The sequence below is a fragment of the Rhodocyclus gracilis genome (assembly GCF_009617575.1).
Taxonomy (GTDB): Bacteria; Pseudomonadota; Gammaproteobacteria; order Burkholderiales; family Rhodocyclaceae; genus Rhodocyclus; species Rhodocyclus gracilis.
Genome location: NZ_WIXJ01000001.1, coordinates 484,363 through 496,817, shown reverse-complemented (window position 1 = coordinate 496,817; position 12,455 = coordinate 484,363). Strand labels below are relative to the sequence as shown.

Here is a 12,455-nt window from a genome sequence, read left to right as displayed (position 1 = left end):
TCGCGGCGAATGGCTCCTCTCATGACCGGTCTTGCTCCTTACCTCAAACTGCTGCGCCCGTATCAATGGGTGAAGAGCGGGTTCGTCTTCGTTGGCCTCCTGTTTGGGCACGCCTGGGGTGATCTGGCGCTGGTGCGCGATGTCGTGCTGGTTGCCGCGGCGTTTTCGCTGGCGGCCTCGGCGGTCTACGTCATCAATGATTTTGCCGATCGCGAGCGCGATCGCGAGCATCCGGACAAGCGGCATCGCCCGCTCGCCTCCGGCACCATCAGCGCCACGCAGGCCCTCTTGCTCGCCGCCGTGTGCATTGGCGGCGCGCTGGCGCTGGCCGCCTCGGTCTCGCTGACGGCGGCCGGCATCATCGTCGGCTATGCCGTGCTCAACGTCGGTTATTCGATGGGCCTCAAGCACGTCGTCGTGCTCGATGTCTTCATCATCTCGGCCGGCTTCATGCTGCGCATTCTGGCGGGCACGCTGGGGGTTGGCATCGCGCCTTCGCACTGGCTTTTCCTGTGCGGCATGATGCTCACGCTCTTTCTTGGTTTTGCCAAGCGGCGGGCGGAAATCGACGCCATGGACGGGCGCGGCGGCAGCCATCGCAAGGTGCTCGACGACTACGATCCGGCCTTGCTCGACCAGATGATAGGCATCTGCGCCGCTGGCGCCATCGTCAGCTACAGCCTCTATACCGTCAGCGCCGAAACGGTGGCGCTGCATGGTACGACGCAGCTGATCTACACCGTGCCCTTCGTCGTGTACGGCGTTTTCCGCTACCTCTTCCTCCTGCATCGGCGGGGCGGCGGTGGCGATCCTTCCGCCGCGCTCCTGCGCGACCGGCACCTCGCCGGCGCCTTCGTCAGCTGGCTCGTCGCTGTTCTGTTGCTGCTCGCGTAGGCGGGCACCGGGGCGCAAGGCATGGCGAGGGCGGGCCGCGACGTCTAAAAACAGGCGAGCAGCCCGCCGCGCCGACATCTTGCTGCCAGCGCGCCAACTTCACTGCCAGGCGCTGGCGTCGATGCTGCCGATGGCCTGGAAGGCCGGCTTGCTGAAAAAATATCCCTGCATCAGGGTGACGCCGCAGCTGAGGAAGAAATCGCGCTCGGCGCGCGTCTCAATGCCTTCGGCGAGGATGCGGATACCGAGTTGCCGGCCGATGTGCACGATGCCTTCGACGATGGCCTGCTTGGGTTTGCTGGTGTCGATGTGGCGCACCAGATCCATGTCGATCTTGATGATGTCGGGCTGGAAATCCGCCAGCAGGTTGAGACCGGCATAGCCGGCGCCGAAGTCGTCGAGCGCCGTCTGGAAGCCGAATCGCTTGTATTCCTCGAAGATACGAATCAAGTGCGGCCGGTCGGAAATGTTCTCGCCTTCCAGTACCTCGAAGATGATCCGCTCTTTCGGGAAGTTGTACTTCTGTGCTGCCGCGAAGGTCGAGCGGATGCAGGCTTCCGGCTGATAGACCGCGTTCGGCATGAAATTGATGGAGAGGAATTCCTGGATGCCCAACGCGGCGGCACCCTGCACGGCCTTCACCCGGCACGCCTGATCGAAGCGATAACGGTTGTCGTCATTGACCCTGGCCAGCACCGAGGCGGCGGATTCGCCTTGCGGGCCGCGTACCAGCGCTTCATGCGCGAAGATGCGGCGCGCGTGGAAGTCGATGATCGGCTGATAGGCAAACGAAAACTCGAAATCGAGTGCGTCGAGATTCCGGCAACGCTCGCAGCCGGGGGCGTCTATTGGCGCATCGGCCGGGACGTCCGGCGCGGCAGTGGTCTTGGGCATGAAGGCGGTTCCTTGCGAAAGCGGGGTGTGGATAGAACGTGCGTGCATCAGGCGGTGTGCGGCGGCGGTCTTGTTCTCGGACAGTCGTTGGCGCGTGAAGTTGGCAGCATGTGCGGAGCGTTGGCTAGGTGCGAGGGCATGTGGAGGTGAGGGGGGCTCTAGCGGGGTGGGCAGGCGGTGCCGTGCGTCACCGGCAGGCGCACACGGGCGCGCAGCCCGCCTGCCGGGCTCTCGGCCAGATCGAGCTGCCCGCCGTGCAGGGCGACGATGCGGGCGGCAATCGACAGCCCGAGTCCGCTGCCGCCACCGCCGCGTTCGCCGAGGCGCTCGAAGCGTTCGAGCGCCTGCGCGCGCTGCGCTTCGGGGATGCCGGGGCCGTCGTCATCGACGTCGAGCTCAATCGTTTTGCCGTCTTGGCGCAGGCTGACATCTACCGTGCCGCCGACGCGAGCGTGCTGGATGGCGTTCTCGATGAGATTGCGCAGCAGCGCGGCGAGCAGGTCGCCAACGCCCTCGATGAAGATGCTGGCGCCGTGTGGCGCGTGTGGCGCGGCGTCGCTGTCGGTGACGAAGGCGAGTTCGACGGCATGCGTTCTCGCTTTGGCGTCGAGCAGGGCGCAAACGTCTACAGCGATGGCGGCGAGGTCGACGTGTTGCCGCGCCAGCGCTGTGTGTTCGGGGTCGAGGCGGGCGAGCAGGAGCAGTTGTTCGGTGAGGCGCGTCATCCGGTCGACGCCGGCGATCACCTGTTCAAGGGCATGCCGCCGTTCGGGGACGGGGCTCTCGCGGCGCTCGCCTTCGCTCTCGGCGCGCAGGGCGACTTGCGCCTGCGTTTTCAGGGCGGCCAGCGGCGTGCGCAGTTCGTGTGCGGCGTTGGCGGTGAACTGGCGTTCGTTATCGAGGGTGCGATGGATGCGCTCGAAGAGGCCATTCAGCGCGTCGATCAGCGGTGACACTTCGGCCGGCGGTGCGCTGACGGGGATGGGGTCGAGTTGGTCCGGACGGCGGGCGCTGACGGCGGCGGCGAGCGCCGATAGCGGTCGCAGGGCGTGGCCGATGGCCAGCCAGATGGCCAAGGCCAGCAGCGGCAACCCGGCCAGCAACGGAATCAGCATGCGGCCGGCGGCGGCGCGGGCGAGGGCGTAGCGGACGTCGTGCTGCTGTCCGATCTGCGCTTCGTAGCGCCCGCTGGCGTCGCGCAGGCTGTAGAAGCGCCAGAGTTCGCCGCCCCATTGCTGCTCGCGAAAGCCCTCGCCGTCGATGAGCGGCGTGTGGGGGGCGGCCTTCGAGTGCACCAGCAGCGTTGGCGCTTCTTCATGTCGGCCATCGGTCGTCACGTTGCGGCGCCACAGCTGGAAGACGAGCGCCGGTGCGCGCCCTGCCGCCACCGCTTCGAGCGAAGTGGGCAGGGCGTCGGGGCCGGCGGCGCTGGTATCGAGCAGGCTGCTCGCCATTTGCCGCATTTGCGCGTCGAAAAGCTCGTCGGCGACATCATGGGCGCGCACGAAAACAGCGAGCGCGATGAGCAGCCAGAGACCGGCAATCGCCGACAGCAGCAGCCACAGCAGCCGTCCGCGCAGGGAGAAGCGCGCATGGCCGGTCGTGCTGTCAGCGTCGTGCTGGCCGGACGCGGTGTGTGCGGGCGTGGTGTTCGTTGGGGGCGGTTGCGCCACTGCTGGAGTCATGGCGTCGGGTCGATGGTGTAGCCGACGCCGCGCACGGTGCGGATCAGCGTGCTGCCGAGTTTGCGGCGCAGATGGTGGATGTGCACTTCGACGGCGTTGCTCTCCGGCTCTTCATTCCAGCCGTAGATCAGCGTTTCGAGGCGGGCGCGCGGCATGACGCGTCCGCGATGTTCGAGCAGGGCTTCCAGGAGGGCGAATTCGCGCGCCGAGAGTTCGACGGGCGCTCCACGCAGCGTCGCCTGCCGTGCCGCAACGTCGACCTCCATTTCGCCGTGCACGATGCGCGCCGTTGGCCGGCCGTGGCTGCGGCGGATCAGCGCGCGCAGGCGCGCCGCCAGTTCGTCGAGGTCAAAAGGTTTGACGAGGTAGTCGTCGGCACCGCCATCGAGTCCGGCGAGTTTGTCGGCGACTGTGTCGCGCGCGGTGACGATCAATGTCGGCAGCGCCGCCCCGCGCCGGCGTAGCGCCGCCAGTAGCGCCAGTCCATCCGGCTCGCCGGGCAGGCCGAGGTCGAGTACCAGTGCCGAGTAGCCTTCGCTGGCGAGTGCCGCTTCAGCGGCACGTCCGTCGTGTACCCAGTTCACGCTGAAGCCGGCCTGCATGCCGTCGCCAAGGAGAGGGTCGTCTTCGACGATGAGCAGTCGCATGACGTCGCCCCTACCAGCCCATCCAGGACGGGCGTACGAAAGCGCGGCCATCGTGCGCGGGCTTGCTCGTGTCGGCAGGTGTTCCGGGGGCGCCGGGCACATCAGGCGCGATTGGCGCTTCGGTGGTCGCCGCCGCCATGATCTGCGCTTGGGCGGCATCGTAAGCCAGCAGGTGCTCGATGAAGGCGCGGATGGCGGCGCCGCTGGAGCGCTCGGCGGCGAACGGGGGGCGTGCCTCAAATGCAGGGCCTACGGCGTAGGCCGGCACGTCGGGCGTGCGCCAGTTGGGCAGCAGTTCGCACAAGCTGCCTTTGGCAAGCTCGTCGGCTACGCAGCGACGTGGCAGACGGGCGATGCCGATCCCGGCCAGGGCGGCGGCGACGATCGCTGCGTGGCTGTTCACGCGGTAGTTACCGCTGACCCTGATGGTCTGGACGTCGGTCTTGCCCGCATCGTGTCGGGGTATGAAGCGCCAGAGTTCGCTGTGAGCGTGGCTCTCGCGCAGGCAGTTATGCGCGGCAAGCTCTTCCGGCTGGCCGGGCCTGTCGCGCTGTGCCAGATAGGCAGGAGCGGCGCAGACGACGGTTTCACTCGCCGCGAGCGGTCGGCTGACGAGACTTCCGTCGCCTGGCGCGCTGTGCTGAATGATCAGATCGAAGCCCTCTGCCTGCGCATCGACCGCTCGGTCGAGCAGCACGAGTTCGACCTCAATCTGCGGGTACCGGGCGAGAAAGCCTGGCAGCGCGGCGGCGATGTGCTGCGTGCCGTAGGCGATGGGGGCGCTGATGCGCAGACGCCCGGCGGGAGCAGCACCCTGGCCCTTGGCGGCGTCTCGGGCGCTGTTGGCGGCGGCGACGAGTTGCGCGCAGTGGGTATGTACGGCGCGTCCGGCGTCGGTGAGGCTCAGCGCGCGCGTGCTGCGGTTCAGGAGACGAACGCCAAGCGCGTGTTCGAGACGGCCGATCTGCTTGCTGACCGCTGAGGTGCTGAGGGCGAGTTGCCGCGCGGCGGCGGAAAAGCTGCCGGCCTCTAGCACGCGGGCGAACACCGCCATTTCGCCCAGATGATTCAGCAGCGACACCTCGTCGGTACTTTGTTCGGGCGTTTCGCTGGCGCGGGGCGCTGCAGAGGCTGGGGTTGGGTGATTTTGGGGCATTGACTGTTTCCTTTGAGGAAATAGTCTTTGCTTTTGGGTGGCTATTGTCAATATTTGCGAGGCGCGTCTTGCCGCAAAGGCAACTCGCTGGTGGCGTTATGGCCGGGTGTCGATAGTCTTGAAAGCCGGTGTCAATGCATCGGCCACAATGCGGGGCGTCGCCTCGCCCAGCGCGGGCGCTGCGGAGGCAACAAGGGGCGCGTCGAGGCGTGTCTTCGCTGCGCTGGGCGCGGCGTTGATGAGGGGGGGAATGTCGATTTCGGCGATCGGTGCTGCCGCGATCAGCGTGCTGGCAGCGGGCGGCGCTGTTAACGGCGGCGTTGGCGTGTCGGCTGGCAGAGGCGCTTCGAGGGCAGGCAAAGGCGCTGCAACGAGCGGCTGCCAGTCGGCGCAGGCGCCATGTAGTGCGGCGAAGCGGCGCGGCGGCGGTGGCAGGAAGGTGACGGTCATTGCGGGCTTTGCCGGCACACTGGCGCCGCACGGTCGGCAGCGTCGGCAGCCATTGCCACGCGGCAAGCACCGCTGTCGGCTGCGCGCAGCGGGGCGCAGTGCAGCACCATGAAGATCGCCACAAACAGCACGACCAGTGCGTTTTCGGCCAGTCGGCGCAGCTGCGACAGCGCAGGGAGCGCCGTTTCGTGCGGCGGTGGCGGCGGAATGACGGCAGTGAAATAGCCCACGGAAGGCTCCCCGGCCCCGGAAGCGAGCCCGGAGCGAGCGACAGCGTGATGAAACGTTTCGGCCGATGTGGCCGCGTTTCAGGGAGAGGGGGCAACGCCAGCGGCGTGCGTCCCCGCCGGTATTTCGGCCGCCGGTGAATGGGGTGGCGACCGGCGATGCTGCGATGACCGGGACAGTGTCGCGAACGCGAGGCGGCGGCGTCTGTACGGCATCGTACGTGACGGAAGAATCGTTGGAGCATGGTGAGGCACGGTGGCGCCCGGTGGCGAGGGCTGCACTTTCGGCTGCGTTCGCTGCTTTCGCTACGGCGGAGAAGGTCGCGCGGCCTCCTGGCGGCCACTCAGCGCATGGCGCGGGCGTTTTGCGCGTCGGCGGCTGCCTCGCACTCATCTTCCTCGTCCCCTTCGTCACCGTAGGCCCAGAGTTGGTGGGTGTCGAGCAGCAGGCGGCAGCGGGCTTCCTGGGCGTCGAGGCGGGCGCTGTTGGCGGCCAGACGGGCGTCGTTGGCCAAGCGCTGCGCCAGCAGGACGTCGTTGAGTGAGGCTTCGCCAAGGCTGCGCGCACGCGCTGTCAGGCGGGCGGCGTCTTCCAGCCCGCGCGCGGCATTTTCGGCGCTTTGCCAGGCGGCGTAGGCGGTGTCCGCGCCGGCCAAGGCTGAGGCGATCTCGGCGGCGACCTTGGCGGTGACGGCGGCTTCGCGTTGCGCCGCGACACCGACAAGCGCGGTGTCGCGGCGCGCGTTCGCCGAGCGGGCGCCGCCGGGCAGCGGGATGCTCAAGGTGAAGCCGGTAAGGCGTTCTTCGCCGCTGCGTTCGCCGCCGACGTGCACGCCGATGGTCGGGTCGGGCACGCGCTCGGCGTCGCTGCGCCGGGCGGCGAGTCGTGCCTGCTGCGTTTCGGCGCGCGCCAGTCGCAGCTCGTGGTTGTGTTCGAGCAGATGCTCGCGCCACTGTCCGGCGCTGCCGCTCGGCGGTTGCGGCAGGCCGGGGATGGGCGCCGACGTCGGCAGGACGATGGCCGGGAAGCGCGCGCGCAGCTCGGCGGCCGCGACGGCGGTGCGGCGGCGGGCTTGCTCCAGTGCGGCGCGTGCTTGCGCGGCGGCGGCCTCGGCTTGCAGCAATTCCAGTCGTGCGCCGTCGCCGAGTTGCACGCGCCGGGCAGTGGCTTGCTGCTGCGCGAGCAGCGAATCGGTCTGCTGTTGCCACTGGCGCGCCGTTTCGCTTTCGCGCAGCCAGACGAACCAGGCGCCGAGCAGCGTGCGGGCGGTTTCGTGCAGGGCGTCGGCGTGTGCGGCACGCGCCTGGGCGACGCCCTGGTCGCCGATGTTGGTGTCGAGCGTCGCTTTGCCCGGCATGCGCACGGGGCGTTCGAGCGCCGCGTTCCACTCGCGGAAGCGCTGCGTGGTCGACGGCGTTTCGCTGCTGTCGATGCGGCGCTGTTGCCGGCCAAGGCGCACCGTCCATTCGTACGGCCCGGCTTCGAGACTGTTGCGCCGCTCGATCTCGGCGTCGATCTGCATCTGCGCGCCGACGACTTGCGGCGACTGGCGTACGGCGAGGATCGCCTGCGCGGCGGGCGGCAGTTCGGCGGGATAGGTGTCGGTGGCGACTTCGCTTGCCGGCGCGCCGGCTGATGCCGTCATGGCGCTCGTGGCGGGCGAGACGGGCAGACGCGTTGCCGGCGCCAGACCGGCTGCACCGGCGTGACTGGCGAGGCTGCCCGTGCCGAGCAGCAGCGCCAGCAGCAGCGTCAGTGGTCGCGCGCGTGGGCGGTGTGTCGCGGCGAGGGGGGGCGTGCTCATGCGAGTCTCCCGTACGCCAGCACGGGCGTGATCCAGTAGCTGATGTCGGCACGCGGCAGTCGGGCGCGCAGGGCGTCGAGGATGCGGGGCGTGTCGTGGTTGGCCATCAACAGCTCGAACTGGCTGCGTTCGGCGCGGCCCCGCACGCGTTCAGCGACGCTGGCGTAGCCGATGCGGGCGCCATGGGCGTCGAGCGGGTGCGTGCCGAAGCGGCGGACGATGTCGTCGTGTTCGAGCAGGACGTCGATGATCATTTCCTCGATTTCGCGGGCGGCGACGAGGGTCAGGCAGACGTCGGGCGTGGTCGCGGTGTTCATGCGGATTCTCCGGGGGAGCGTTTGGTCTCACTCGGCGCGCTCGCCACTGGCGCCTCGCCAAAGCGGCGGTAGAGCAGCGGCAGCAAGAGCAGTGTCAGCGCCGTTGAGCTGAGCAGCCCGCCGATGACGACGATGGCCAGCGGGCGCTGGATTTCCGAGCCGGGACCGCTGGCAAAGAGCAGCGGCAGCAGGCCGAAGGCGGCAATCGACGCCGTCATCAGTACCGGCCGCAGACGGCGGCGGGCGCCGCTGACGACCACCTCGGCCAGCGCCAGCCCTTGCGCGCGCAGCTGGTTGAAGTAGGTGATCATCACCACGCCGTTGAGCACGGCGATACCGAGCAGGGCGATGAAGCCGACCGAGGCCGGCACCGACAGGTATTCGCCAGAGACGAGCAGGGCAAACACGCCGCCGATCAGCGCGAAGGGGATGTTCACGAGGACCAGCGCCGCCTGTCGCAAGGAGCCGAAGGTCGAGAACAGCAGGAGGAAGATGAGACCGAGCGCCACCGGCACGACAATCGCCAGACGCGCCGAGGCACGCTGCTGGTTCTCGAACTGGCCGCCCCAGACGATGCGATAGCCCGGCGGCAGTGGCAGCGTCGCGGCGACGGTCTTCTTGGCTTCTTCGACAAAGCCGACGAGATCGCGGCCGCGTACGTTCGACTGGATGACGACGTAGCGTTGCGCGTCTTCGCGGTCGATCTTGACCGGGCCATCGACGCGCTCGATGGTGGCGATCTGCGCCAGAGGCACCGTGCCGCCGCCCGGCACCGCGACGCGCAGCGCGCTGAAGGCGGCGATGCCGCCGCTGCCGTTGGCGAATTCGCCGCGCACGAGCACCGGCGTACGCCGCCCCGGTTCGATGACGAGCCCGGCGGGTTGGCCTTCAACCAGGCTTTTCAGCGCCGATTGCAGACTTTCGATATCGATGCCGAGGCGGCCTGCGGCGAGGCGGTCAACGGCGACGCGCAGGTACTGCACGCCGTCGTTGCGTAGCGTAAAGGCGTCCTCGCTGCCCGGCGTTGCTTTCAGGATCGCTTCGATGGCGGTCGACAGGCGCGCCAGTTCATCGAGATCGGGTCCGAAGACCTTGACGGCAATATCGCCGCGCACGCCAGTCAGCATTTCGGCAACGCGCATTTCGATGGGCTGCGTGAAGCTGGCGGTGATGCCGGGGAAATCCTGCATGACGACGCGCAGTTCGTTGGTCAGCCATTCCTTGTCCGGACGCCGCCATTCGGCGATGGGCTTGAGGACGAGGAAGGTGTCGGTCTGATTCAGGCCCATCGGGTCGAGGCCCAGTTCGTCGGAGCCGGCGCGGGCGACGATGCGCTTTACTTCCGGCACGCGTTCGAGAATCGCCCGCTGGATGCGGCTGTCGATGTCGATGGTCTGATCGAGGCTGACCGACGGCAGCTTTTCCAGCTGCATGACAAGATCGCCTTCGTCCATCGTCGGCATGAAGGTCTTGCCGAGCAGCAGATAGGCGCCGGCCGCTGCGACGAGCAGGACGAGCGCGCCGCCGATCATGGCGCGGGCGTGGGCGAGCGCCCAGTTGAGTGCCGGCGCATAGAGGCCGTCGAGCTTGCGCATCAGCCAGGGCTCGTGCGGCTCACCGCGCTTCATCAGCAGCGAGGCGAAGGCCGGGATCACCGTCAGTGCCAGCAGCAGCGACGAAGACAGCGCGAAGACAATGGTCAGCGCGACCGGGATGAAGAGCTTGCCTTCCAGCCCCTGCAAGGTGAGCAGCGGAACGAAGACGATGACGATGATGAGGATGCCGGAGGCCACCGGCGCCGCCACTTCGCGTACCGCCCGGTAAATGACGTGTTGCAGCGGCAGCTTGCGCGTCGCGCCGGCCTGCGTCAGGCTCGCTTCGACGTTTTCGACGATCACCACCGCCGCGTCGACGAGCATGCCGATGGCGATGGCCAGGCCGCCGAGGCTCATCAGGTTGGCCGACAGCCCGAACAGCTTCATCAGGATGAAGGTGCCAAGCGCCGACAGCGGCAGGATCAGTGCGACGACCAGCGCCGCCCGCAGTTGGCCGAGGAAGGCGAGCAGCAGCAGGACAACGAGGACGATGGCTTCGAGCAGCGCCTTGGTAACGGTGCCGACGGCACGTTCGACGAGATTGCCGCGGTCGTAGAGCGGTTCAATCGTCACGCCGGGCGGCAGCGTCGGCGCGATCTCGGCGAGCTTGGCGCGCACCGAATCGACCACCGCGCGTGCGTTGGCGCCGCGCAGGCCGAGCACCAGCCCTTCGACCGCTTCGCCCTGACCGTCGCGGGTGACGGCGCCGTAGCGCGTGATGGCACCCACTTCGACCTGCGCGATGTCGCCGACGCGCACGACGCCGCGCGCGCTGGCAGAGTCGGCACCCTTGATGACGATCGAGCGCACGTCGTCGAGCGTGTGGATGGCGCCCTCGATACGCACCAGCAGCGTTTCCTCGCCTTCGCCGATGCGCCCCGAGCCGTCGTTGCGGTTGTTGGTTTCCAGCGCGCGCTTCAGATCGTCGAGCGTCAGTCCACGCGCGTTGAGCGCCGCCGGGTCGGGCTTGACCTCGAAGGCGCGCGCGTAGCCGCCGAGCGAGTTCACATCGGCGACGCCGCGCAGCGTGCGCAGCTGCGGGCGGATCGTCCAGTCGAGCAGCGTGCGTTTCTCTTCGAGCGAGAGCGGCCCCTCGATGGTGAACATGTACATTTCGCCGAGCGGCGTGGTGATCGGCGCCAGCCCGCCGGAGGCGTGTTCCGGCAGGTCTTTCCAGACCGTGCCCAGGCGTTCGGCGACTTGCTGGCGTGCCCAGTAGATGTCGGTGCCGTCCTCGAAATCGATGGTGATGTCGGTGAGCGCGTATTTGGCGACGGCGCGCAGGATGCGCTGCTTAGGGATGCCGAGCATTTCCTGTTCGATGGGCGCGGTGATGCGTGCTTCCACCTCTTCCGGCGTCATGCCCGGCGCCTTGATGATGATCTTCACCTGCGTTGTCGACACGTCGGGGAAGGCGTCGATGGGCAGGGTGTTGAAGGCAACGACGCCGGCGCCGACGAGCAACGCAGTGAAGACGAGCGCCAGCAGGCGTTGCGTCAGCGAGAATTCGATCAGTCGGGCGAGCATCGTTATTTGGCCTCGCCCGCCTTGCCGGCAGCGGCACTGGCCGATTCCGCCGCGCTGCCCCAGATGCTCTTCAGCGCCGCCACGCCTTTGATGGCGATGCGCGTCTGCGGTGTCAGGCGAGCGGATTGCAGGATCACCTGATCGCCGGCCTGACCGACGATCTTGATGGCGAGGGGGCGATAACCCGCGCCTTCTGCGACGAAAACGAAGGCGTCGCCGCCGATGCGGACGAGCGCCGATTGCGGCACGCGGAAACCGTCGCTGCGCACCGGTACGTCGATGTCAGCGGCGACCCGCTGACCCGGCGACAGCGTTTCGCCACCGGCGTCGAGGCGTGCGCGCACCGTCACGGTCTGGCTGCCGGCGCTGATCTGGCGGCCGATGTTGATGACCTTGCCGCGCGCGCCGACGGCCGGCACGCTGACCGCCGCGCCTTCGCGCAGCGTGGAAGCCAGTGCGGCCGGTGTTTCGATCTCGAGCCAGAGCGGCGTCAGTTTGCCGATGCGAAAGAGCGGTGCCGCCGCGTCCACGCGTTGCCCCGGCTGCACCGATTGTTCGAGGACGATGCCGGCAATTGGCGCGCTGATCAGCATCTCGCTCGGCAGCCGCCGTTGTTGCGCGAGCGCCGTCAAGGCGCCGTCGGAGACGCCGGCCAGTTGCAGTTCGGCACGCCGCGCGGCCAGCGCCAGCGCTGCTTGTTCGTGGTTGGCGCGTGTCGTCTGGACGCGGGCTTCGGCGATGATCCCTTCGCTGAAGAGCTGCTCATCGCGCCGCGCGGCTTGCGCGGCCAGATGTGCCGACTGGGCGGCTTGCAGGAAATCGCGTTCGGCCGCGAGGAGCGAGGGGCTGGCAAGGCGCGCCAGCGTTTGTCCCTGCTTCACCGTCTGTCCGGTCGCGACGTCGATGGCGACGACCATCCCCGGCAAGGGCGCGGCGACGACGCGTAACTGTTCGTTCGGGATCCGCACTTCGGCCGGCAAACCGCTGGCGAGCCCGTTGCCGGCGTGCGACAGCCGTTCGCTGGCGACACCGAGGGCATTCGCTTGCTGCGCGGAGATCGCCAGCAGCGGCGTGGCGGGAGTTTCCGCCGCCGACGCGTGACTCATCGCCAGTGTCAGGGGCAGGAGCAGAAAGGGAATCAGGAGTGTTCGCATGGCATCCTCGGCTAAACGCCCGCGCAGTCTAGGTGGCGAAGCTTAAGTCCGTCTTAAGGCAGCGAAGAGAGCGGCAACTGAGTGGCAAAGAGCAGGAACTGCGG

At 68.1% G+C, this 12,455-nt stretch carries 11 protein-coding genes; 1 reads left to right on the top strand and 10 read right to left on the bottom strand.

Annotation, left to right across the window (positions count from 1 at the left end):
• Nucleotides 1-9: 9 nt before the first annotated feature.
• A complete protein-coding gene (locus GHK24_RS02250; RefSeq protein WP_228384481.1) occupies nucleotides 10-894 on the top strand; it encodes a decaprenyl-phosphate phosphoribosyltransferase in 885 nt (294 codons plus the stop codon).
• A 99-nt stretch (nucleotides 895-993) separates the two neighbouring features.
• Here GHK24_RS02250 and GHK24_RS02245 read toward each other — a convergent pair whose 3' ends face one another.
• The 10 genes from GHK24_RS02245 to GHK24_RS02200 form a co-directional block, all read right to left on the bottom strand.
• Nucleotides 994-1,788, bottom strand: a complete 795-nt coding sequence (locus GHK24_RS02245; RefSeq protein WP_153468278.1) for an EAL domain-containing protein — start codon at nucleotides 1,786-1,788, stop codon at nucleotides 994-996.
• A 158-nt stretch (nucleotides 1,789-1,946) separates the two neighbouring features.
• The gene (locus GHK24_RS02240; RefSeq protein WP_153468275.1) at nucleotides 1,947-3,473 is read right to left on the bottom strand and encodes an ATP-binding protein; all 1,527 of its coding nucleotides are present in this window, start codon (nucleotides 3,471-3,473) and stop codon (nucleotides 1,947-1,949) included.
• Nucleotides 3,470-4,120, bottom strand: coding sequence for a winged helix-turn-helix domain-containing protein (locus GHK24_RS02235; protein WP_153468272.1), 651 nt, complete (start codon nucleotides 4,118-4,120; stop codon nucleotides 3,470-3,472). Before GHK24_RS02235 ends, GHK24_RS02240 begins: the two co-directional genes overlap by 4 nt.
• Before the next feature lie 10 nt (nucleotides 4,121-4,130).
• The gene (locus GHK24_RS02230) at nucleotides 4,131-5,276 is read right to left on the bottom strand and encodes a LysR family transcriptional regulator (protein ID WP_153468269.1); all 1,146 of its coding nucleotides are present in this window, start codon (nucleotides 5,274-5,276) and stop codon (nucleotides 4,131-4,133) included.
• Between the two features lie 96 nt (nucleotides 5,277-5,372).
• Nucleotides 5,373-5,726 (bottom strand): hypothetical protein, encoded by a 354-nt coding sequence (locus GHK24_RS02225; RefSeq protein ID WP_153468267.1) that lies wholly within the window; start codon nucleotides 5,724-5,726, stop codon nucleotides 5,373-5,375.
• Nucleotides 5,723-5,956 carry a hypothetical protein gene (locus tag GHK24_RS02220; protein ID WP_153468264.1) on the bottom strand — a complete coding sequence of 78 codons (234 nt, stop codon included), beginning with the start codon at nucleotides 5,954-5,956 and terminating at the stop codon, nucleotides 5,723-5,725. The genes GHK24_RS02225 and GHK24_RS02220 overlap by 4 nt, the downstream gene beginning before the upstream one ends.
• 341 nt (nucleotides 5,957-6,297) lie before the next feature.
• The gene (locus GHK24_RS02215; RefSeq protein WP_153468260.1) at nucleotides 6,298-7,758 is read right to left on the bottom strand and encodes a TolC family protein; all 1,461 of its coding nucleotides are present in this window, start codon (nucleotides 7,756-7,758) and stop codon (nucleotides 6,298-6,300) included.
• Nucleotides 7,755-8,075 carry a DUF3240 family protein gene (locus tag GHK24_RS02210; protein ID WP_153468256.1) on the bottom strand — a complete coding sequence of 107 codons (321 nt, stop codon included), beginning with the start codon at nucleotides 8,073-8,075 and terminating at the stop codon, nucleotides 7,755-7,757. The genes GHK24_RS02215 and GHK24_RS02210 overlap by 4 nt, the downstream gene beginning before the upstream one ends.
• Nucleotides 8,072-11,197 carry an efflux RND transporter permease subunit gene (locus GHK24_RS02205; protein ID WP_153468253.1) on the bottom strand — a complete coding sequence of 1,042 codons (3,126 nt, stop codon included), beginning with the start codon at nucleotides 11,195-11,197 and terminating at the stop codon, nucleotides 8,072-8,074. Before GHK24_RS02205 ends, GHK24_RS02210 begins: the two co-directional genes overlap by 4 nt.
• A gap of 2 nt (nucleotides 11,198-11,199) precedes the next feature.
• Nucleotides 11,200-12,351 (bottom strand): efflux RND transporter periplasmic adaptor subunit, encoded by a 1,152-nt coding sequence (locus GHK24_RS02200; protein WP_153468250.1) that lies wholly within the window; start codon nucleotides 12,349-12,351, stop codon nucleotides 11,200-11,202.
• Between the last annotated feature and the right edge of the window lie 104 nt (nucleotides 12,352-12,455).

Coding starts and splice junctions, on each gene's coding strand:
- GHK24_RS02245 (WP_153468278.1), bottom strand. CDS start 1,788: ATGCCCAAGACCACTGCCGCGCCGGACGTCCCGGCCGATGCGCCAATA.
- GHK24_RS02200 (WP_153468250.1), bottom strand. CDS start 12,351: ATGCGAACACTCCTGATTCCCTTTCTGCTCCTGCCCCTGACACTGGCG.
- GHK24_RS02235 (WP_153468272.1), bottom strand. CDS start 4,120: ATGCGACTGCTCATCGTCGAAGACGACCCTCTCCTTGGCGACGGCATG.
- GHK24_RS02225 (WP_153468267.1), bottom strand. CDS start 5,726: ATGACCGTCACCTTCCTGCCACCGCCGCCGCGCCGCTTCGCCGCACTA.
- GHK24_RS02215 (WP_153468260.1), bottom strand. CDS start 7,758: ATGAGCACGCCCCCCCTCGCCGCGACACACCGCCCACGCGCGCGACCA.
- GHK24_RS02210 (WP_153468256.1), bottom strand. CDS start 8,075: ATGAACACCGCGACCACGCCCGACGTCTGCCTGACCCTCGTCGCCGCC.
- GHK24_RS02250 (WP_228384481.1), top strand. CDS start 10: ATGGCTCCTCTCATGACCGGTCTTGCTCCTTACCTCAAACTGCTGCGC.
- GHK24_RS02205 (WP_153468253.1), bottom strand. CDS start 11,197: ATGCTCGCCCGACTGATCGAATTCTCGCTGACGCAACGCCTGCTGGCG.
- GHK24_RS02240 (WP_153468275.1), bottom strand. CDS start 3,473: ATGACTCCAGCAGTGGCGCAACCGCCCCCAACGAACACCACGCCCGCA.
- GHK24_RS02230 (WP_153468269.1), bottom strand. CDS start 5,276: ATGCCCCAAAATCACCCAACCCCAGCCTCTGCAGCGCCCCGCGCCAGC.